Genomic DNA, 18295 nt, shown 5'->3' on the forward strand with positions numbered 1-18295 from the left:
GAGCTTCTCTGTCCGAGCCGAAGTCGCCAGACGACAGGTGAATGGCTGCTTCTGGGATGCACCTACACCTGTCTGTACGGCTGGCATGGGTCGCATGCGGAAGGTCCGCTTCCGGAATAGCCAGCTACACAGGCGTCCGCCCTTAGCCGTACGTTTTCGAACATCCTCTGCGGTGACCCCATCATGGCGTTTGAATGAGCTGGTTGATCTTGTAGAGCGACAAGCCTGAGACCCCGGCCGTCGCGAACAGCGGAGGATCATCCTCGTCCTCCTCATACCGATTGAACTCCGCCCATCGATGACTGAAGGTGCTGGCCGCGAAGATGTCGTCCGGGTCGTGATCCGCGGAGTAGTACGGCTTGCGGCTCCACTTGTGCTCGTAGACGTCTTTGATGACGATCGACAGGGAGTGATAGACCTTGTCGAGTGTGACCACCGCCCGCCGCGCCCTGAATGCCTCACGCCGGTCCCCAAGTGCTTTTAGGGCTGCCAAGCCTGTCCCTTCTTGTTCGAGCGGTTCCAGAACGTCACTGCAGAAATTCCAGCACCGATCCGCGGAGATGATCATCGTCTTCAGAGCATCGAGTGATGTTCCAGCGCTGTAGATCGGCCAGAACATGAGATTGGCTCGGTTGTACCGCGGCCAATACCGCTCGTACTCAGGATCATCATACAAGCAGTTGCTCAACCGGCTATAGCGCTGGACGATCTCCGGCGCGGAGGTGGCGGATGTCGTCGCCAAATGGGCGAGCAACAGGATCGCGGCGTCCTCGGCAGTCACGGGCGGGGCGCCGCTGCCGCGCTTTCCGCGGCTGAGCAGGCCGGCCTCGCGCAGGAACCGAGCCTGCAGCTCCAGGTTCTTGCGCTCCCCGCCCCTGAACGAGGCGATTAGGTCGATCAGCGCCGGCAAGCGGGCCATGTCGGATTCCCTGTGAGTTCGGATAATTTCGCAAATGTCTTGTTAGGACCTGTTCTGCAATAAACGCAGCACCAGCCGGGCGCCAGCCCTAAACGGCCCAAACCGTTCGTCTTCCAAGGATTTCTGATCCGGGAGGAGCGGCGGAGCCGTGCCCGGAGGGGCACCGCCCGGGGTGAGGTCCGGGTGCAGGAGTGCGTTCGATGAGCCAGGCCAGACACCCCCACCGCACCCGTCGCGTGTCCGGTTCGATGGTGCCGACTGTGAGCGCGACACCCGAGCCGGACGATCCGGTGATGGTTCTCCGGCGGGCGGTTATCGGCGCTCGCTTGCGCCGCCCTGCCGCGACGGTCGCGCTTTTGGCCGAACTGGCCTTCCCCAACCACGACGATCACAGGAGGTAGCCATGACGAGTGTCACAGCCGCACGGCGGCCCCTGCCGGTCGAACCCGTCGCGGAGACGGTCAGCCCGCCCCGCGCGATCGAGGCGGAGCAGTCCCTGCTTGGCGCGATCCTCCTCAACGCCGAGGCCCTGGACCGCGCGCGCGACTACGTCCGCGCGGAGGATTTCTTCGACGACGTCCACCGCCAGATCTTCACCGTCATGTGCCAGCGCCGGGATGCCGGCGAGCACATCGACTGGAGGCTGCTGACCGCCGTCCTCAGCGATGCCGATCTCGGCGGCATCTCCGTCGGCGGCTACCTCGGCAAGCTCGTGGAGGGGGCGATCACCGTCGTGGGCGCGCCGGGTTACGCCCGGATCATCGCCGAGGCCGCGCGGATGCGCACGGTGCTGACGACGGCGCAGGCTGCAGTGACGCGGATGAGCGAGGGCTCGGTGCACGATCCGGCGCCCTACGCCGCCTTCATGATCGACGCTCTGGACGGGGTGGTCAGCGCCGGGCTCGCCGAGCACGCCCGCCGTGTCACCCTCAAGGACGGCACGGCCAATGTCCTGGCGCGGATCGAGCGTGCACTTCAGGGGCTCGAACCGCAGGGTGTCTCCTACGGCCTGCCGCGGCTCGACCGCGACACGCTCGGGATGCGTCCGGGGCAGTTCATCGTGCTCGCTGGGCGACCCGGCATGGGCAAGACGACGGTCGCGCTCCACGTCGCCCTGAATGCGGCGCGGCGCTCAGGTCCGGTCGGCTTCTTCTCCCTGGAGATGGGCGCCGACGAGCTGTCCGAGCGCATGCTCGCCGCGACCGCCTACGATCCGCGCGAACGGGAGCCGATCACCTATCGCGCCATCGCCGAGGCGCGCCACCTGTCTCCGTACGCCCTGGACCGGCTGCGGGAGGCTGAGGGAGTCTGCGCCGAGGTCCCGCTCTGGATCGAGCAGGAGGCCGGTCTGACGCTCGGCCAGATCGCCGCGCGGGCCCGGCAGATGCGGGTTCGGGCCGAGAGCCGGGGCACGCCGCTCGCCGCGCTCGTCGTCGACCACATCGGCCTGATCAAGCCGTCGCAGCGCTACCACGGTAACCGCGTGCAGGAAATGACGGAGATCTCCGCCGGGCTGAAGGGTCTGGCGAAGGAGCTCGGCATCCCGGTGCTCGGCCTGTCGCAGCTCAACCGCGAGGTGGAGAAGCGCCCGGACAAGCGCCCCCAGCTCGCGGACCTGCGGGAGAGCGGCTCGATCGAGCAGGACGCCGACGTCGTGCTGGGGCTGTTCCGGGAGGCTTACTACCTGGAGCACAAGGCGGATCGGACCGAGGCCGAGGAGGCCCGCCTGTTCGTCGCCCAGGACGAGCTTGAGATCGAGATCCTGAAGCAGCGCTCCGGACCGACGGGACGGATCGTCTGCTTCTGCGATGTCGCCTGCAACGTACTTGCGGAGAAGAGCCGATGAAGGGCGAGTTCTACAAGATGGATTTCCGCGCCTGGAACATCGGCACGGTCGATCTCAGCCTGGAACAGGAGGCGGCGTACCTGCGCCTGTGCCACGCCATGTACGACGTGGGTGGCCCGGTGCCGAACTCACCCCGCTTCCTGATGGGGATCTTCCGATGCGGCAACGTCAAGGCGGTCGCGCTCGTGCGGCAGCTGATCGACGCGGACAAGATCCAATGCAGCGCAGGCGGCAAGCTGACCAACCGACGCGTATCGGCGGAGCTGGCGGATCGTGCACGGCTGTCGGCCAAGCGCAGCCTCGCGGGCGAGAAGGGCGGCACCGCGCGGCGCCGCGATACCGACTGCCAGACGGGTGAGGGTGGTGTGGGGATCGACTGCACCGCCGGTGAGAGTCGCCTGGCCACGGCCTGCACCGCGGGTGCGCACCGACTGGTCGCCTCTAACTCCTTGCTGCCGAACAATTCGGTCCAAGCAGGAGCTTCACCGTCGGTGAGCAGAGGAGAGGAGAGAAGAGGAGACTCCCCCCTGTCCCCCGGAGGGAGTGAGCCGGACGGCTTCGCCGAGTTCCGAGCCGCATATCCGAGGCGTAGCACGGCGTTTCCAATGACCGCGGCGAGCCAGCGTTGGCGGGAGGCGGTCAGGCAGGGAGCCACGCCCGCGGAGATCATCAACGGCGCTCGGGCCTACGCAGCCGAGCAGGCGCGGATTGACAAGGTGGGCACGCAGTTCGTGAAGACGGCGGACGCTTGGCTCAACCAGGGCTGCTGGCGCGACTACCGGCCTGAGGTGCAGGCGGCGTCGGCGCTGCGAGCGGTGGTCACCGACGGCGAGTGGCGCCAGCGCGTCCAGAGCTGGAAGGCGCGGCGGGGTTACTGGCCCTGGAGCAGCCCTCCACCGGACCAGCCGGACACCCTGGTGCCAGACCATGTCCTGCGGGATTGCGGCTTCGGCGCGGACGAAGGTCCAACCGATCTGACGCTGACCGTCGCCGCCTGATCGTGATGGATGTCTTAGGCCGATTAATGCGCCTGAATGATGGGGCGAAAGGTCTACCTTTCGCCCCATGCGCCGACCCCAGCAGCCGCAACGGCTTAGATGAGGCGGAAGGTGGTAGGCGAAAGTCCCGCCCGAGGAACGTCACTCACTCTTTGACAAATTTTGGCAATTCTTGCCATTATGGGCAAGGAGGTGCCGTCATGGCGACCATGAACGTATCGCTGCCCGATCCGATGAAGGATTGGGTCGAGGCCCAGGCCGGAACCGGCCGCTATGCGAATGCCAGCGACTATGTGCGTGACCTGATCCGCCGGGACCAGGACCGCCTGAACAAGATCGCCGAGCTGCAACGCCTGGTCGATGAAGGGCTAGCAAGCGGTATCAGCTCCCGCACCCCCGACGAAATTCGCCAACTCGGCCGCGGCAGGCTGGCAGCCATCCAGGCCAAATGATTTTCCGCACGTCACCGCAGGCCGACGAGGATATCGCCGACCTCTATGTGGCGGGCGCGCGGAGCTTCGGGGTGGCCCAGGCCGAGCGCTATCAGGACGGGCTGTTCAACGCCTTCCAAATGCTAGCCGATAATCCCCTCATGGCTCGCGAGCGCCGCGAGCTGACGCCGCCGGTACGCTTGCATCCCTACCAGGCGCACATGATCGTCTATGTCGAGGAGGGGGCGGGAGTGCTGATCGTCCGCGTCCTGCATGGCCGGCAGGATTGGGAAGATGCCCTGCAATAAAACTGTTTGCCAATGGTGGTCAGACGGCAAAAAGGGAGCGAATGCTCTCCTTTTTTGCTTCGTAGGCGTATAGAGTGGCCGGCTTTACCGTCAGTATGTGTCTGCCACATCAAGAACGCAGGCGATTAGATGCGCAACGACCCCGATTATCTATTCGACGGCACGAGTGTCTTTACAGTAACAAGCCAGCTCCCCCAGCGGGCCATGGCGAAGCTCAAGGGCTTTGACGAGAACAAGATCCTTGCAATACCAACTGACGACCTGGTTGCTGAAGTTTGTGAAGCTCACAGGCTAGATATCCCAGTGCTACACGTTGAGGATATCTGGGTCGATGAAAGAGAAATAAAGCAGACAATCGCACGCCAGGATTACGATACGTTTTACAGGCGCTCCCATGGACCCAGCGAGATAGTTGTGCATGTTGTTATATTCCATCTGCCTTTTTCCGGTGATGGAGGACTATTCAGGATAGAGCCAAGCACACGGTCTCTGCCCGGACCACAAGCCGCGATCGATAAGCAAGAATTGCTCATTACGATCGCAACGCGGGGCAAGGAGCAGGATCGAATTAAAGCCGAGTTCGACAAAACCGTACGGGATATTCAAACGCATCTGGCGACCCTGACCCGCGATCTCGCCAACCTTCCAGAAAATATCGCAGCTCAAGCTCGAACCTATGTAGAGCAGCGAAAAGCACAGCTTCTGCAGAGCAAAAGCCTGGTTGCATCATTGGGATTTCCGATGAAACGCCGGCCCGACGCCCCGGCGACCTATCGTGCACCAGAAGTCAGGCGGAGGATCGTTCCCACAAGGCCGCAGACGGTCGCTCCCTTCAAGCCAGAACCGGCACTGGAAGAGGCGGAATACCAGCACATACTGAGTGTGATGGACAACATGACGAGGGTTATGGAGCGGAGCCCGCACACATTTCACAATATGGGCGAGGAAGATATAAGGCAGCACTTCTTAGTCCAGCTAAACGGTCAGTATGATGGTCAGGCAACAGGCGAGACATTTAATTTTCAGGGCAAAACCGATATTCTTATTCGGTCAGAAGGGCGTAATATCTTTATCGCCGAATGCAAATTCTGGCACGGTGAGAAGGTTTTTACTGAAACAGTCGATCAACTGCTTTCGTATTTAAGCTGGCGAGACAGCAAGACTGCTCTTGTGATATTCAACCGAAACAGAAATTTTTCGGCGGTAATCGAAGCAATCAAAGGCGCTATGGCCAAACATCCTCATACAAAGGGCGGCCCTAAGGTCGAAGGCGAAACGAGGTTGCGCTACAAAATGGGGAACCCAAGCGATCATAGCCGTGAGATTATTGTCACCGTCATCGCCTACGACATTCCAACTCCCTAAAGCGCGGCGAGCTATGGGTCCAACGTGTCGCCTTACCCTTCGCCCTTTTAGAACGGAATGTCGTCATCGAGATCATACGGTGATGGTTTGGGTTGAGCCATTTCCAGCCGGTTCTTGGTTCGGTCGTCCTCGCGTAAAAGGGTCTCAACCTCCTCCGCGATCTGTTCCGCCGTGCGCGATCGGCGCGGCAGCGATTGATGTTTTGAAGCAAACCCGGTCGGCTGCTCACCCATTTCGAGGCAAATAATCTTGCAACCTCGTCCCATCGCAAAGCCAAGTTCTTGCTGAGTGTAATTGCTTTGGGCAAAGCCTGGTGTGTGTATAGAAATCAGAGCGTCCATCGTATTTAATCCGCGCTCAATTTCTGTCTGCCACTCCAATGTCGGGTGAATATCCTCGTGCGCAACGAAGCCACTTATATGGTATTTCTCCATGCACACCTTCAAGTGCGTAGCTTTCAATTTGTCTTTCGATATATGGCTTATGAACAGTCGGAACTGTGTTGTGTCTTGCCAGTTCCGAGGTGGCTGCGGGGCAAGGACGCTTCCCAGCGGTGTGGTCGGATCCAGTTCACGAGCAATCTGCTCTAATCGCGGGTCTGGGAGCCCTGCCAATATTTCTTTAGAGTACGAATATTTGCTGTTGTGGCCAGACCGAACGCCAGAAATATCGACATCTAGAGCTTTGAAAAATACATCGAGGTCGGTGAATGTGTATCTGGATTGAAGCTCTCGGGAGAGCTTGTCCAGTAGGTCCATCCGCTCTGCAACGCGCACGTTTCGACACCCAACCGGCTGGCATTGCGCCTAACTTCAAGTTTCAACGCCGAACATAAATGCCGCCGAACAGGTCGCCAACAGCTTTTCGCGCGCGTAACGTGATGCGTCGGCGTCGCTGATGCTCCGGCCGATCGTGTAGCATATGGCAGCGCTGACATAGCGCCGCGAGGTTGGCATCCGTGTTGTCGGCCGTGTCGTGGTTGCGATGCGCGGTCGCCAGTACCACCCGCGTCACCTTCACCAGACCGGCGGTCATGTCCTCGGGGGTGGGAAGGGTCCGGCGCATCAGGCGGCCTCGGCCGTCCCGCCAACGCTCCGCTTCGCTGTCCCACCATCGGCCGTCGCCGAGGTGCCGCACATCCTGTAAGTGTGGTCTCCCGCATCCCTCACAGCGACCTTTCGCCCGCACGAAGCGGATGACGGCCGAGAGCTGCTTCCAGTCGATCGGGTAGAAGTAGCGATGCTCGCGGCGGATCGGCATCAGCGAGGCACATCTTGCATCGGGGCGGCCTTCACCCGCTTGGCGATCCGAGCAAGGGTCGAGCGGCTACAGCCCGTGGCGGCCTGAATTTGAGTCCAGGGCGAGCCAGCTTTCAGCATGGCCGCAATGCCCTCGTTCCGCTTAGTGTCCTCCTGACGGCCCTTGTAGAGGCCCGCGGCCTTGGCGCGGGCCTGGCCCTGCGCCTGGCGGCGGCGGCGATCGTCGTAATCCTTGCGGGCGACCGCCGCGAGGACATCGAGCAACATGCCGTTGATGGCCTGAAAGACCCGCCCCGTGAACTCATCGGCCGGCGTCGCCAGGCTCCACGAGGTGGGCAGGTCGAGCGCCACGATGCGCACCCGCTTGGCGTCGATCTCCGCCCGCAGCTTCGTCCAGTCGTCTGAGGTGAGGCGGGAGAGGCGATCGACCTGTTCGATCAGCAGCACGTCGCCGGGTCGGCAATCCTTCAAGAGGCGGAACAGCTCCGGCCGGGCGAGCGTCGCCCCGCTCTCGTTCTCGACATAGGCTGCGGCGATCGTCAGGCCCCGCTCATGCGCGAAGGCGTCGAGCTGCGCCCGCGCCCTGGTCGCGTCCTGTTCAGAGGTGGAAGCGCGCAGGTAGGCGCGGACGAACATGAAACCTGCCAATAGGTTCGATTAGGATAGGTGTCATGATACCGGTTCGATTTGAATGGTCAAGCTGAATATATGAAACCGCCTACCGTATGGTTCGATTGAGGCATACCCCAACCAGACCGAACGCTGTCGCGGGTTGCCAACAGCCTACGAGGAGCTGGTGCCGGATGGAACTGAGGACGGCGCGCGGCTCTGCACAAGACGGATGAGGGCGAGGCACGAGGTCGGGAGCATGGTGAGCAGGGCCACGAGGGCGGCCGTTTCCCGGATGTCGGCACTCGACCACGAACGTCCGCCGCCATCGATGACCGGCATGTCGGGATCGAGCAGCGGCATCAGGTGGCATAAGCCAGTCGCCATGTAGGTCAGGATCGGGAGTGCCAGGAAGACGGGATCGCGGGAACGGCTCCGGTCGCGATCCGGCGACAGGTAGGCAACAAGGGCGAAGAGCTGGAAGAAGGTCCAAGTGGTCAGGAACCAGCCGAGGAAATTCGAGAGCGGCACGCCGAAATAGCCGCCGCCGTCGAACCAGAGCCAGGCCCGCCCGATCGTGGCGTTCGACGGATCCATCACGAGATCCCATTGGGTGATTGTGAAGGCTGCTACGACGGGCACGACAAACAGGGACAGCCGGTCACGCGGTCTCGCGGCGTCGGAGCCGACGAGCAGGCTGGCGATGATCCAGGCCGGATAGCCGATCCCGAAGTAGAGTGGCCCAACGATGAGAGGGATGGTGCCGATGCGGGGCAAGTCGCTGCCAACGAGGAACACGTAGCGACCGAACGGCACGCCGGTCGCGACGCCGACATTCTCGATCGCGAAGGTGACCGAGAGGCAGATGCCCGCAAAGGTCGCAGTCCACGCGGGGCCGAGAAGCGCGACGGCGTGAAGGGTGAGGATGGTTATCGAGACGCCGGCTAGTCCTTGCGCGACAGCGTCGGTCCGCGCGCCCTGGACGAGGATGACCGGCAGCAGGAGGGCGAAGGCGGCCAGCAAGGCCCGGTGCAGGGCATCCGGCGCGGTCCGGCGGGCAAGCGACGGGTTCGCGGACATACAGGCTTCTCCCGATGACGGGGCGCGGGCAAGCATCCTCAGAAAGCTACCCCCTCTGTCTCAACCGTCACCAGCCTGCCGCAACGGTCAAGCTCCAAAACGCGCCGCTCACCCGGTCGCGCCGCCAGTGCTGCAAGCACTGCCTCGGGCGCGAGCCCATCGAGCGGATGCTCGTCGACCCGCAGCAGCCGATCGCCCGCCTCGACGCCCAGCACGAGAGGACGGCCGTCCCGGGTCGCGACGGCGGTGACGGCGTAGCCCGCACCGCGCCGGGCCAGGGTGAGGCCGACGCCGTCGAGGTCGCCCGGGCCGGCCGCGCGCTGCCGCTCCCAAAAGCTCTGTCCTGTGGCGTAGTCGAGCGTCAGCCGCACGTCGTCGAGTACGTTGTTGCCGAGCCAGCCCGCCACCGGCTCGCCGACACCGGCCTGCCAGGTGTCCCAGAAGAGTTCGCCGAGGGCCGCCTCGCCGAGCCTGCCGCCGATCGGACCGGTGCCGAGCGCGCCGACATCCGGGAGCGGTAGCCCGGGCAGGTCGATGCGGGGCAGGCGGGCCAGTGTGCCGGAGGGTTCGAGGCCGAGATCGACCATCGCGAGGTTGGCACGCCCGACTGCACCCTCCGCGCGCCGCCAGTCTGGGTGCTGTGCGAGCCACGCTGCGACCGTGCGCCCTCGCAGCCAGGTGTAGGGTGCGCCGACATCGAGGACGAGGGGAATGCTCCGATCGTCGATCTGGGCATCCACCACCGCGATCCCAGACTTGGGATTGATCCGGACCGGCACGCGGACGCCGCGCGGGCGGAGCGTCCCGGGCCGCGCTAGGGTCAGTGCCGCGCCCTTCGGATCGACCGTGACCGCGAAGTGCCGGAGCACCCCGGCAGGCAGCACCGCTTCCACGGAGCGGGGCGCGAACAGCTGGCCGAACAGGTCCTGTCCGCCGATGCTTCCGGGCCCATCGACGACGGACCGCCCGCCGACGGTCACATCGACGGTTCCGATCCGCATCGCGAGGTCGCGGCCCTCGGCCAGGCCGAGGTCCCGATACAGACCTTCCGACAGGATCGGCCCGGGCACGCCCATGTTGAGCCAGGCGAGCGCCCGCCGCTCGCTGCCGTCCGGGCGCCGGAAACCGATGGACACGAGCCAGCGGCCGGAGGCACGCTGCATCGGCAGCGTCACGGTGGTGCCGGACTCGGCCGGCCAGACGACCGCGACCCGATCCACCGTCGAGTCCGGAGGGTTGCAGGCGGCGAGCGTCGCTGCGGCGAGGAGGATGACGAGCACGCGCAAGCCGCACGAGAGGGTCCGCATGGGCACGGGTCTCCAGTCCCGCGTCGCGGATGCGCGCGGGTTCGATGTGGAATGGAATGGCGGTCAGCCGGCTCGGCGCAGGGCGTCCTCGCCGTCGGGCACGTATTCGAGTAGGTCGCCCGGCTGGCAGTCGAGCTCCCGGCAGATCGCTTCGAGCGTCGCGAAGCGCACCCCCTGGACCTTGCCGGACTTGAGCAGCGACAGGTTCGCCTCCGTGATGCCGACCGCGCGGGCGAGGTCCTTCGATCTCCGCTTGCGGCGGGCGAGCATCACGTCGAGCCGCATGACGATCGGCATCAGACGAACCCGTCCCTGTCGTCCTTGATCGCCTGCCCGGCCCGGATGAGTTCGGCGAAGACGATCAGGATGGCTGCGAGCAGGAGGGCGTGGAGCGCGGAGGTGCGGAACCAGGCGAGATCGACCCCGTACCCGACGGCCCGGACGAGGACCTGTCCGCCGAGCGGTGCGACGGCATAGGCGAGGAGCCAGAATGCCATGCGCCGAAGGCGAAGCGCATGTCCCGCGGCAAACAGTGTGCCGACCGCGAGGTCACGCAGCAGCGTGCGCAGAAGGTAGAGCACGACCAGGACCGGCGTCTGGGTGAGTGTGAAATTCGCGCCGTAGGCCAAGCGGGTCGGCCATGGCAGAGCTCCGAAGGCGACGACACCCACGACTCCCTCCGGCGGCGCTCCGATGAAGCCCGCGCCGGGCGCAAGCCAGATGAAGGCGCCTTGGAAGACCAGCCCGAGGATCAGAACGGCCATGGTGAAGACGGCGGTCAGCCCTAGGATCGCCGAGACGAGCCGCGCCGCGAACCAAGAGCAGCGCCGGAGCGCGGGATGGTCATTGGGCTCCGGCTGAGCCGGCTGGTTTCGATGCGGCAGGGCAACGACGTTCGACATTCCAGCTCCTCAATCACCGAGATAGCGCAGAAATTATTTTCTGCAAAACAATAATTTCGGTGCGCCGATCCGTTCGATATTGTGGGTCGGTCAACAGGCGAGGCGACCGAAGGCTCTGTCTCGAACAGCTACGCTTGGTGAGGCTACTGTCGGAATAGGGGCAGGCTGGAGCGACCGCTTTCGTGTGCGGCACGCGCTACCCTGATCGGCGATGTTGACTCGAAACCAGCCGAGGGCGCCGGTTCGGCTAAGGTGCACCCAAACCGAACCATGTGGGTCAGCCGCTTCGGGATCGGGTGCGACCGATCGTGCCCGAAGCGTCCGGGCCCCTTCGTCCGGACCCGGAGCACATGATCCGGACTGGCCGATCCGGTAATTCGGCCGTCCACCTTCAGTGCGTGTGGTGTGATGCCCCCGTTCTTACCGTCGTCGCTGCCGTACCGTTGCCGTCGGCTACCGCCCCTTGCCTGAACCAACCGTGCCGCGACCGGCATGCTGCCATAGATAGACAGCCGACTGCCTTGGGCCCTGCATAAGGCAGGTTACGGAGCGACGCGGCGTTCTGCGCTCGTGCGCGATCCAGCGCGCTCTGGGCAGGCCTGCTTCCAGGCCGTCGATGAAGCAGAGGCCTATGACCGGGATGGGGTGGAAACCAGTCTGGCTGCTTTTGAGATGCATTTGCACGCAACCGGACGGTCACGCGGATCACGATGGGCGGCAGGCTCACCCCAGATCACCCTCCCTGCTTTGCCAAAATATCTTCGCGCTCTGACTTCAGGATGCTGATGAGTTGCCCAACTAACCGCCCCAGCGGTCGGCCAGCTGGGTGGATCATCACCGACTCGATGGGCAGGCTGGGTCGAAACGGGCGCAGCACGATAGGAAGATGGGCGAGTTCGCGCGCCGGAATGGGGTCAACAATGGCCAACCCAGCCCCTTCCGCCACTAGGCCGCAGCGCGCTGCCGTATACTGAGCCATGTGCAGGAACCTAGGCTCTGTTGCGGCCTCAGCGAATGCGGCCTCCACCGATTGCTGGAAAACGCCGGGAGCGCCCGCGATCAGAGTCTCCGCCATGAGATCCCGCACGGTCACGAATGGGGCCTCCGCCAACGTGTGCCCGATTGGCAGCGCACAAACCGCGTCAACCGTCAGGAACGGCTCGCTGTCGACGCCGACATAGCCGGAGCGTGGTCGCCCAATCCCGAGGTCGCACTGGCCAGACGCCACCCAGGACCAGATCGTGTCCGGCGCGGGTACGTGGAGCGCAACACCCGCGCCCGGGCATTTCATGCCGAGGCGGCGGATCGCACGTGGCAACAGGCGTGCTGCAAGCGACGGCTGGCACGCCACCTTCAGCGGTCCCGTCCCCAGTTCCCTGATCTGACGTGCGACGTCCCGCAGGTGGTCGAGCCCAGCATAGGTCCGCTCGACCTCGCGGGCGAACGCCTCGCCCTCGACGGTCGGCATCGCGCTGCCATGCCCACGAATGAACAGCGCGAACCCAAGTTCGGCTTCGAGCTGCGCGACCGCCCTGCTGACATGCGGTTGACCGATCCCCAGCGCTTCCGCGGCCTTGGTCATGCCGCCGTACCGCACAACCGCGCGGAAGAGATCGAGATGTCCTGGGCTCATGATGCCTTTGGTGCATGGAAAAGCGCTCTACAGGCATTTGACGGCATGCATAGCGAGTGGTTGTCAATGCCCCGTGCGCCGAACCGACGGACGCGATGCCGCCGGAAAGGACCATCCTGCGATGCTCAACGTGCTTCTTCCGTCAGCCCTCGCGGTCGTGGCCGGCATCAGCATCGTCGTGCAGCAGGCGCTGAACGCGAACTTGCGCGCTGCCCTGAATTCGGCCGCGTGGTCAGGCTTCATGAGCTACTTCGTTGGCGTCGCCTGCATGGTGGCGCTAGCCGTGGCCCTCCGCGACCCGATCCCATCTGTTGCGGTCGCCGGCCGCATCCCGTGGTGGGCCTGGAGTGGCGGGATGTTCGGTGCGACCTTCATCGGGCTCGCGATCTTCCTGGTCCCGCAGCTCGGGACCGCGACCTTCATCGCGCTACTCGTCGCCGGCCAGATGCTCGGCTCGATCACCTTCGACCATTTCGGCTGGCTGGGACTTGCGCAGAGGCCGATCGACCACAGCCGCCTGCTCGGCGTCGCAATGCTGATTGGTGGTGTCGTCCTAATCCGGCGCTGAAGCCTGCTATCAGACGGTAGGAGACAAGTTGGGTCGAAGGGAAGCGGGCCGCTCGGGGTGGAGAGCGCAAAGTCTGCTTCTGGTTCGAACCTGGTGCAACCACTCCAAACCCGAGCGGACTCACAGACATTCTCCGGCTACGAGGTTTAAGCGTGAGCATTGGCGTTTTCGACTCTGGCAGCGGCGGCTTGACGGTGATGCGCGCACTTGATGTCGCTCTGCCAGATCGAAGCTTCCTGTATCTCGGCGATCACGGTCATGCCCCCTATGGCGACCGATCACCGGAGGAAATCTACGCGCTCACCCTCAGGAGCTTGGAGCGTCTGTTTTGTGAAGGCTGCACCCTCTGCATCATCGCATGCAACACCGCCGCAGCCTGGAGCCTCAGACGTCTCCAACGGGAGTGGCTTCCTCTCACTTATCCTGATCGGCGGGTATTGGGTGTCATCGTTCCCATCGTCGAGGAAGTGACAGGCATACACTGGAGCGCTGATCAGGTTCAGTTAGAGCGGCAGGCGGGAGTTCCGGACGTCAGGGTGGCCGTATTCGCCACCCATCAGTGTGTCGAGAGTCATGCGTTCGCGGGTGAGATCCACAAGCGGGCTCCGCATGTCGAGGTCTTCGAGGAGGCCTGTCCCCGTCTCGTGCCTCTGATCGAGCGGGACGCGCCCCAGCACGAGCTCGCCGCGGCCGTCGAGTTCTACGTCCGTCGTTTGACAGACCAGATAGCAGGTAAGGAGCCCGACGCCTGCATCCTTGGTTGCACGCACTACCCGCTCGTCGAGGCGCTCTTTCGAAACGCTCTGCCCCAATCGACACGTATCCTTTCGCAACCGGCGGTCACTGCCGAGAGCTTGGTATCCTACCTACGCAGGCATCACGAGTTTCCCTTAGGCGAAAGGCCAGTCCGCCGCTTCCTTACGACGGGCGACCCAGAATTGACGTCCAGGATCGCATCCCGATTTTACGGACGTCCCATCCGCTTTGAGCCAGCCAACCTAATCTGAACGACTGCTTCTGGAGCCCGTGTTGTGTACCCCACGCGTCTGACATGGGTCGGGACCGGAATGGCAGCTCGGGGTGGAAGAACGAACCTTCTCGCGCGGGATGGGTGGCAGCTTCGAGGTCGGCGGATCGACCCGAACGCCCTGCGCCGATTGAGGGACGCCCAGCTCGGGCGGACGATCCCGGCTCCCTTCGAGCGGAGCCATCCCATGACCGTCCTTGCCGTTCCCGCCGCTGCCGGCGGCTCGCTGCGTCAGCGCCTGATCGACGACATGACCCTGCGCCGGTTCTCCCGGGCGACGCAGCGCAACTACGGCCGCCGAACGGGTTGACGAGCTGCGGCGCAGGATGCCGTTCCAATGAGCTCGGGGCCCCTGCCGGGGCCCCACTCTGGCACTACCTGGCTTCCAATGTCGCGCCTTCTCAGGCACTATCACCCGCGCTATAGTCGTGCGAGTGTCATCCCACCATCCCGCTTTTATCACACCATGAAAGTGTGACGGGACGTGTCGCGAGGGTTCTTTCCCGATCTGAAGGAAACCTTGAGCACACCAATAGGTGTGAGATTGGCGCTGATATGATGGTTTTGTGACACCACAATAACGTGAAAGTGGCGCCGGCATGGTGCGGATTATCGGCCTTGCACAGTCTAAGGGCGGCGTCGGCAAGACGACCACGGCCCTCAACCTCGCCGCCGAGCTGCACCGCCGCGGGCGCACCGTCGCCGTGCTCGACGCGGATCCGGCCGCACACGCCGCCTCGATCGCCGAGGACGGGCAGCTGCCGTTCAAGGTCGCCCCGCACCTGTTGGAGGAGGACGCCGACTCGGCGGTGTCCGCTTGGGTGAAGGCTGTTCGAGGGCAGGGCACCGACTTCGTGCTGATCGACGCCCCCGGCGCCATGGGTGCAGCGTTCGGCGCCACGATCGCGGTTTCCGACCTCGTGCTGGTCCCGGCCGGCTCGACCGTTTTGGACGTGCGCGGCGCGGCCGAGACTGTCGGCACGATCCGCCGACATCGGAAGGCTGCCAAGCGCGACCGGCCGGACATCCTGATTGTGCCGAGCCGTATCGACCGCCGCACCGGGGCAGGGCGCGACGTGGTGGCAACGCTGGCCGCTCTGACTGAACCGGTAGCGCCAGCTATCTCCTACCGCGCCATCGTGGCCGACAGTCTGGCGACGGGTGAGGCCGTCCCGCCCGACACGCCATCCGCCACCGAGTTCGCCGCGCTGGCCGATGCCGTCATGGTCCGCCTTGGAGAGACCCAATGAGCCGCCGCCCGAACGTCTCGCAGACGCTGGCGATGAAGGCTGCGGCGGCAGCCGCCCGCGAAGTCGAGCAGGACGATGCAGATGCCAGCTTGGCGCCTGCACCTCAGACCGATGCCGTCCCAATCCCGCAGGCCATGCCGCCCGCGCAGGATCCGCAGCCGGCCGAGACCGAGGAGCGCACGAAGACCGTCGGCAGGCCGAAGGGGCGCCGGCCGGTCGCAGCTCGGCAGACGGTCTACCTCGATGACGCTCGGCATGCCGCGCTCGCCCGCATCGCCGAGGACCGAGGCCGCTCGATACATTCCCTCATCCTGGAGGGGATCGACCACGTGATTGGCAAGCCAACGGCGCCCGGCTGGCGATAACATTCGTCTACCACCATAACAGTGTTTGATTGGTGTTTTTGTGGTGTTTAAAAACCACTTGCAAAGCGCGAAATCGGCGCTAGCAGCCGCGGTGCGGTCGGGATGTGCAGGGCTGGGCGAGCCGTGGTTGGGCGGTCGCCCTGCTACACCCTATGTGCGCAGCTCTCGGTTATTGCGCGTGCAGAGATCATGGCTGAATGCCTGCTGCAGATAGGCCGCTCGAGATCAACCTTGCGGCTCGACGAAGCGGACCACGCCGGCGCCGCGGGCAACGCCATCAAGCCTACCAACATGCTCACGCCATAAAGAGGCAATGATCCGCGCACCGGGCTAACCCTTCATCAAAGAAGCGGCGAAGCTACGAGCGATCCGTCAAATGCGCCTTGGCGAAGTAGCGCCACGCCCGCCCGACGTTGACTTAGCCGTGCCGTCCAGCCGACATGCCAAGTCCGGCTACGCATCGCCTCGCGCGAGTCGCCGGGAGCATCAGGAGACACCGCCGCCGCAAGTCGACCTCTGAAAAGCCAACGGGCCCCCGGTCGCCAAACCGAGAGCCCGTCGAAATCGAAAGCGGCCTGTGGGGCCCTTCATCCAACCCCCACAAGCCACGAAGCGCCCTCGGGCGTCAAGCGGGAACGCCAGTTCCCGCAACGATGAGGCTTTGCCTTGTGGACCGGACGCACCTGCGGCGGCCCGGAACGCCTTGTTGCGGCCCGATGAGGGCCGAGGACCGTGTTTGCAGACGAAATTCGCCGCGCGATCGAGGCGGCCGACCGAATCACCCTACCGTCCGTGACGGCGCTGCTGTGGCGTGCCTATGGGGAGGGGAAAGTCACGGAGGCCGAGGCCGAGGCGCTGTCCGTTCTCATCGAGGGCCGGACACTGTCCGGGAGCGAACCCAGGCGCGGACAGAGGCCGAATCCAACGGGAACCAACAGCGGGCAGGGGTCAGGCGAGCCCCAGATATTGGTACAAGCCGCCGGGAGGGCCGTCGGCTCGCGCCCGCGCACGGACGCCTCGATGGAGCGCCGTCGCCGTTGGGCCGCCTCGGGGCGGCTTCCACCAGGGCTCGCGGCCCGGTTCACGCTGGCCGAGCAGGCGGTGCTGGCGCTGGTGGCGGCCGAGACCGCACGCCGGGGTGATTGCCGCCTCGCAGTGGGCCACCTCGCGGCGATCGTCGGCGTGGCCGAGACCACCGTGCGCAACGCCATCCGCGAGGCAGTGAGGCTCGGGCTGGTCACCGTCGAGGAGCGGCGGGTCACGGGCTTTCGTAACGACACCAACATCATCCGCATCGTCGCGCCCGAGTGGACCGCCTGGCTGCGCCTCGCCCGCAAGACCCATCCCGCGCATCTGCCCCAACAGGCAGCTGTGGCCGAGGGGGGAGGGTGCAAATCCCCGAAGGGCACGCATACTCAGGTTCTAATCCCATTAGATTCGAGGATAACCCAACCCTCCAAAAGCTGCCGGAGGGCAGTGGGCGACCTCAATCTTGCGACACCTCCGAGAATCCAACAGGGTGGTGGGAAGGCCAGAGCCATGCGCTGAGGGTCTGAGCGCGGACGGTCTGACGAACGCGTGCCCACCATCACCCCACCGCCGGTTCACCTGCGCCCAGAGCGACGTCCTCAGGCGCGGGGTCGCGTCGACATGACCATCACGATCGCCAGCTAGATCGAGGGCGGGCGGACTGGCGACGAGATCGCCGCGGGGAGGCGCAGAGGCTTCACGCGATGACGATGCGCCGTTGATAACAGTTATCCTCCCGTGTCAGAGTGGCTGCAGGCCGTGTCCTGAGGAGCAGCCGTCATGCCCAGCAGCGCCGATCTCGGGCCCCGGCTCGAGCAGTACGTGACCAGCCTGGTGACCACCGGGCGTTACAACTCGCGCAGCGAGGTGCTGCGCGAGGGCGTGCGCCTGGTCGAGGAGCGGGAAAAACGCCTCGCCGCGCTCGATGCCGCCATCGCCCGCGGACTGGCCGACGCCGACGAGGGCCGAGTCACGCCGGCGGAACGGGTCGCCGAGCGGCTGACGGCTAAGTACCGGTCCCGAACCCGGTCGCAAGCCGGGAAGGCATGATCGTCGTCTTCACCGAAGAGGCTGAAGCCGATCTTGAGCGGATCGGTGACCACATCGCCGGGGACAACCCCGACCGCGCCGTGAGCTTCGTCGACGAGCTGGTCGATTGCTGCCGGCGGCTGGCCGATGCCCCGCGAGGGTATCCGCTGGTGCCGCGCTACCGGCGCAGCGGCGTGCGCCGCCGCCCCTATGGACGATACCTGGTGTTCTATCGGCTCGGTGCCGACCGCATCGAGATCCTGCATGTCCTTCACGGAGCGCAGGATTACGAGGCGATCCTGTTCCCAACCGCTTGAAAGGCCCGCTCACAGCCGGGCCGAGATCCAACCTCCTGCACGGTGGCTGCCGT

23 protein-coding genes are annotated in these 18295 nt (G+C 64.6%); 14 read left to right on the forward strand and 9 right to left on the reverse strand.

Features of this window, described 5'->3' with window-relative positions; genetic code table 11:
• Window positions 1-181 precede the first annotated feature (181 nt).
• Window positions 182-919, reverse strand: coding sequence for a hypothetical protein (locus ACQKQD_RS32560; RefSeq protein WP_427510774.1), 738 nt, complete (start codon window positions 917-919; stop codon window positions 182-184).
• 200 nt (window positions 920-1119) lie between these two features.
• On the opposite strand from ACQKQD_RS32560, the gene ACQKQD_RS32565 reads away from it, so the two are divergent.
• The 6 genes from ACQKQD_RS32565 to ACQKQD_RS32590 all read left to right on the forward strand — a co-directional run bounded on the left by ACQKQD_RS32565 (window position 1120) and on the right by ACQKQD_RS32590 (window position 5867).
• Window positions 1120-1320 carry a hypothetical protein gene (locus tag ACQKQD_RS32565; RefSeq protein ID WP_427510775.1) on the forward strand — a complete coding sequence of 67 codons (201 nt, stop codon included), beginning with the start codon at window positions 1120-1122 and terminating at the stop codon, window positions 1318-1320.
• 2 nt (window positions 1321-1322) lie between these two features.
• Complete coding sequence (locus ACQKQD_RS32570) at window positions 1323-2765, forward strand: replicative DNA helicase (protein WP_427510776.1); 1443 nt, start codon at window positions 1323-1325, stop codon at window positions 2763-2765.
• The gene (locus ACQKQD_RS32575) at window positions 2762-3763 is read left to right on the forward strand and encodes a DUF1376 domain-containing protein (RefSeq protein WP_427510777.1); all 1002 of its coding nucleotides are present in this window, start codon (window positions 2762-2764) and stop codon (window positions 3761-3763) included. The genes ACQKQD_RS32570 and ACQKQD_RS32575 overlap by 4 nt, the downstream gene beginning before the upstream one ends.
• A 200-nt stretch (window positions 3764-3963) precedes the next feature.
• Window positions 3964-4215 (forward strand): type II toxin-antitoxin system ParD family antitoxin, encoded by a 252-nt coding sequence (locus tag ACQKQD_RS32580; RefSeq protein WP_427510778.1) that lies wholly within the window; start codon window positions 3964-3966, stop codon window positions 4213-4215.
• A complete protein-coding gene (locus ACQKQD_RS32585) occupies window positions 4212-4502 on the forward strand; it encodes a type II toxin-antitoxin system RelE/ParE family toxin (RefSeq protein ID WP_427510779.1) in 291 nt (96 codons plus the stop codon). Before ACQKQD_RS32580 ends, ACQKQD_RS32585 begins: the two co-directional genes overlap by 4 nt.
• A 129-nt stretch (window positions 4503-4631) precedes the next feature.
• Entirely contained in the window at window positions 4632-5867 is a 1236-nt protein-coding gene (locus tag ACQKQD_RS32590; protein WP_427510780.1) for a hypothetical protein, read from the forward strand.
• A gap of 47 nt (window positions 5868-5914) precedes the next feature.
• On the opposite strand, the gene ACQKQD_RS32595 is transcribed toward ACQKQD_RS32590, so the two are convergent.
• The 8 genes from ACQKQD_RS32595 to ACQKQD_RS32630 form a co-directional block, all read right to left on the reverse strand.
• Window positions 5915-6625 (reverse strand): toll/interleukin-1 receptor domain-containing protein, encoded by a 711-nt coding sequence (locus ACQKQD_RS32595; RefSeq protein WP_427510781.1) that lies wholly within the window; start codon window positions 6623-6625, stop codon window positions 5915-5917.
• A gap of 61 nt (window positions 6626-6686) precedes the next feature.
• A complete protein-coding gene (locus tag ACQKQD_RS32600; protein ID WP_427510782.1) occupies window positions 6687-7127 on the reverse strand; it encodes a hypothetical protein in 441 nt (146 codons plus the stop codon).
• The gene (locus tag ACQKQD_RS32605) at window positions 7127-7762 is read right to left on the reverse strand and encodes a recombinase family protein (RefSeq protein WP_427510783.1); all 636 of its coding nucleotides are present in this window, start codon (window positions 7760-7762) and stop codon (window positions 7127-7129) included. The genes ACQKQD_RS32600 and ACQKQD_RS32605 overlap by 1 nt, the downstream gene beginning before the upstream one ends.
• 147 nt (window positions 7763-7909) lie before the next feature.
• Window positions 7910-8851, reverse strand: coding sequence for a carotenoid biosynthesis protein (locus tag ACQKQD_RS32610; RefSeq protein WP_427510784.1), 942 nt, complete (start codon window positions 8849-8851; stop codon window positions 7910-7912).
• 2 nt (window positions 8852-8853) lie between these two features.
• Window positions 8854-10122, reverse strand: coding sequence for a peptide-binding protein (locus tag ACQKQD_RS32615; RefSeq protein ID WP_427510785.1), 1269 nt, complete (start codon window positions 10120-10122; stop codon window positions 8854-8856).
• A gap of 63 nt (window positions 10123-10185) precedes the next feature.
• Complete coding sequence (locus tag ACQKQD_RS32620) at window positions 10186-10419, reverse strand: helix-turn-helix domain-containing protein (RefSeq protein WP_427510786.1); 234 nt, start codon at window positions 10417-10419, stop codon at window positions 10186-10188.
• Complete coding sequence (locus tag ACQKQD_RS32625; RefSeq protein ID WP_427510787.1) at window positions 10419-11024, reverse strand: DUF2975 domain-containing protein; 606 nt, start codon at window positions 11022-11024, stop codon at window positions 10419-10421. Before ACQKQD_RS32625 ends, ACQKQD_RS32620 begins: the two co-directional genes overlap by 1 nt.
• Window positions 11025-11757: 733 nt before the next feature.
• Window positions 11758-12660 (reverse strand): LysR family transcriptional regulator, encoded by a 903-nt coding sequence (locus ACQKQD_RS32630; RefSeq protein WP_427510805.1) that lies wholly within the window; start codon window positions 12658-12660, stop codon window positions 11758-11760.
• A 118-nt stretch (window positions 12661-12778) separates the two neighbouring features.
• Here ACQKQD_RS32630 and ACQKQD_RS32635 point away from each other — a divergent pair, with 118 nt between their 5' ends.
• The 8 genes from ACQKQD_RS32635 (at window position 12779) to ACQKQD_RS32670 (ending at window position 18242) form a co-directional block, all read left to right on the forward strand.
• Window positions 12779-13225 carry a DMT family transporter gene (locus ACQKQD_RS32635; RefSeq protein ID WP_427510806.1) on the forward strand — a complete coding sequence of 149 codons (447 nt, stop codon included), beginning with the start codon at window positions 12779-12781 and terminating at the stop codon, window positions 13223-13225.
• Window positions 13226-13377: 152 nt separating this feature from the next.
• Window positions 13378-14232: a glutamate racemase gene (locus ACQKQD_RS32640; protein WP_427510788.1), complete on the forward strand. Its 855-nt coding sequence runs from the start codon at window positions 13378-13380 to the stop codon at window positions 14230-14232.
• 207 nt (window positions 14233-14439) lie between these two features.
• Window positions 14440-14562 carry a hypothetical protein gene (locus ACQKQD_RS32645; RefSeq protein WP_427510789.1) on the forward strand — a complete coding sequence of 41 codons (123 nt, stop codon included), beginning with the start codon at window positions 14440-14442 and terminating at the stop codon, window positions 14560-14562.
• A gap of 289 nt (window positions 14563-14851) precedes the next feature.
• On the forward strand, window positions 14852-15502 hold the full coding sequence (locus ACQKQD_RS32650; RefSeq protein ID WP_427510790.1) for a ParA family protein: 651 nt from the start codon (window positions 14852-14854) through the stop codon (window positions 15500-15502).
• Window positions 15499-15867 (forward strand): hypothetical protein, encoded by a 369-nt coding sequence (locus ACQKQD_RS32655; protein WP_427510791.1) that lies wholly within the window; start codon window positions 15499-15501, stop codon window positions 15865-15867. Before ACQKQD_RS32650 ends, ACQKQD_RS32655 begins: the two co-directional genes overlap by 4 nt.
• Window positions 15868-16599: 732 nt before the next feature.
• Window positions 16600-17415, forward strand: coding sequence for a helix-turn-helix domain-containing protein (locus ACQKQD_RS32660; protein ID WP_427510792.1), 816 nt, complete (start codon window positions 16600-16602; stop codon window positions 17413-17415).
• Window positions 17416-17676: 261 nt separating this feature from the next.
• Window positions 17677-17946, forward strand: a complete 270-nt coding sequence (locus tag ACQKQD_RS32665; RefSeq protein WP_427510793.1) for a type II toxin-antitoxin system ParD family antitoxin — start codon at window positions 17677-17679, stop codon at window positions 17944-17946.
• Window positions 17943-18242 (forward strand): type II toxin-antitoxin system RelE/ParE family toxin, encoded by a 300-nt coding sequence (locus ACQKQD_RS32670; protein ID WP_427510794.1) that lies wholly within the window; start codon window positions 17943-17945, stop codon window positions 18240-18242. The genes ACQKQD_RS32665 and ACQKQD_RS32670 overlap by 4 nt, the downstream gene beginning before the upstream one ends.
• Window positions 18243-18295: the final 53 nt, after the last annotated feature.

It is taken from the genome of Methylobacterium sp. NPDC080182 (genome assembly GCF_050281105.1).
Taxonomy (GTDB): domain Bacteria; phylum Pseudomonadota; class Alphaproteobacteria; order Rhizobiales; family Beijerinckiaceae; genus Methylobacterium.

Bases quoted from the DNA above. Each gene is read 5' to 3' on its own strand.
- ACQKQD_RS32595 (WP_427510781.1), bottom strand. From the start codon at position 6,625: ATGGACCTACTGGACAAGCTCTCCCGAGAGCTTCAATCCAGATACACA.
- ACQKQD_RS32625 (WP_427510787.1), bottom strand. From the start codon at position 11,024: ATGTCGAACGTCGTTGCCCTGCCGCATCGAAACCAGCCGGCTCAGCCG.
- ACQKQD_RS32590 (WP_427510780.1), top strand. From the start codon at position 4,632: ATGCGCAACGACCCCGATTATCTATTCGACGGCACGAGTGTCTTTACA.
- ACQKQD_RS32570 (WP_427510776.1), top strand. From the start codon at position 1,323: ATGACGAGTGTCACAGCCGCACGGCGGCCCCTGCCGGTCGAACCCGTC.
- ACQKQD_RS32650 (WP_427510790.1), top strand. From the start codon at position 14,852: ATGGTGCGGATTATCGGCCTTGCACAGTCTAAGGGCGGCGTCGGCAAG.
- ACQKQD_RS32580 (WP_427510778.1), top strand. From the start codon at position 3,964: ATGGCGACCATGAACGTATCGCTGCCCGATCCGATGAAGGATTGGGTC.
- ACQKQD_RS32565 (WP_427510775.1), top strand. From the start codon at position 1,120: ATGAGCCAGGCCAGACACCCCCACCGCACCCGTCGCGTGTCCGGTTCG.
- ACQKQD_RS32635 (WP_427510806.1), top strand. From the start codon at position 12,779: ATGCTCAACGTGCTTCTTCCGTCAGCCCTCGCGGTCGTGGCCGGCATC.
- ACQKQD_RS32600 (WP_427510782.1), bottom strand. From the start codon at position 7,127: ATGCCGATCCGCCGCGAGCATCGCTACTTCTACCCGATCGACTGGAAG.
- ACQKQD_RS32575 (WP_427510777.1), top strand. From the start codon at position 2,762: ATGAAGGGCGAGTTCTACAAGATGGATTTCCGCGCCTGGAACATCGGC.
- ACQKQD_RS32670 (WP_427510794.1), top strand. From the start codon at position 17,943: ATGATCGTCGTCTTCACCGAAGAGGCTGAAGCCGATCTTGAGCGGATC.
- ACQKQD_RS32605 (WP_427510783.1), bottom strand. From the start codon at position 7,762: ATGTTCGTCCGCGCCTACCTGCGCGCTTCCACCTCTGAACAGGACGCG.
- ACQKQD_RS32645 (WP_427510789.1), top strand. From the start codon at position 14,440: ATGACCGTCCTTGCCGTTCCCGCCGCTGCCGGCGGCTCGCTGCGTCAG.
- ACQKQD_RS32610 (WP_427510784.1), bottom strand. From the start codon at position 8,851: ATGCTTGCCCGCGCCCCGTCATCGGGAGAAGCCTGTATGTCCGCGAAC.
- ACQKQD_RS32620 (WP_427510786.1), bottom strand. From the start codon at position 10,419: ATGCCGATCGTCATGCGGCTCGACGTGATGCTCGCCCGCCGCAAGCGG.
- ACQKQD_RS32655 (WP_427510791.1), top strand. From the start codon at position 15,499: ATGAGCCGCCGCCCGAACGTCTCGCAGACGCTGGCGATGAAGGCTGCG.
- ACQKQD_RS32560 (WP_427510774.1), bottom strand. From the start codon at position 919: ATGGCCCGCTTGCCGGCGCTGATCGACCTAATCGCCTCGTTCAGGGGC.
- ACQKQD_RS32615 (WP_427510785.1), bottom strand. From the start codon at position 10,122: ATGCGGACCCTCTCGTGCGGCTTGCGCGTGCTCGTCATCCTCCTCGCC.
- ACQKQD_RS32665 (WP_427510793.1), top strand. From the start codon at position 17,677: ATGCCCAGCAGCGCCGATCTCGGGCCCCGGCTCGAGCAGTACGTGACC.
- ACQKQD_RS32585 (WP_427510779.1), top strand. From the start codon at position 4,212: ATGATTTTCCGCACGTCACCGCAGGCCGACGAGGATATCGCCGACCTC.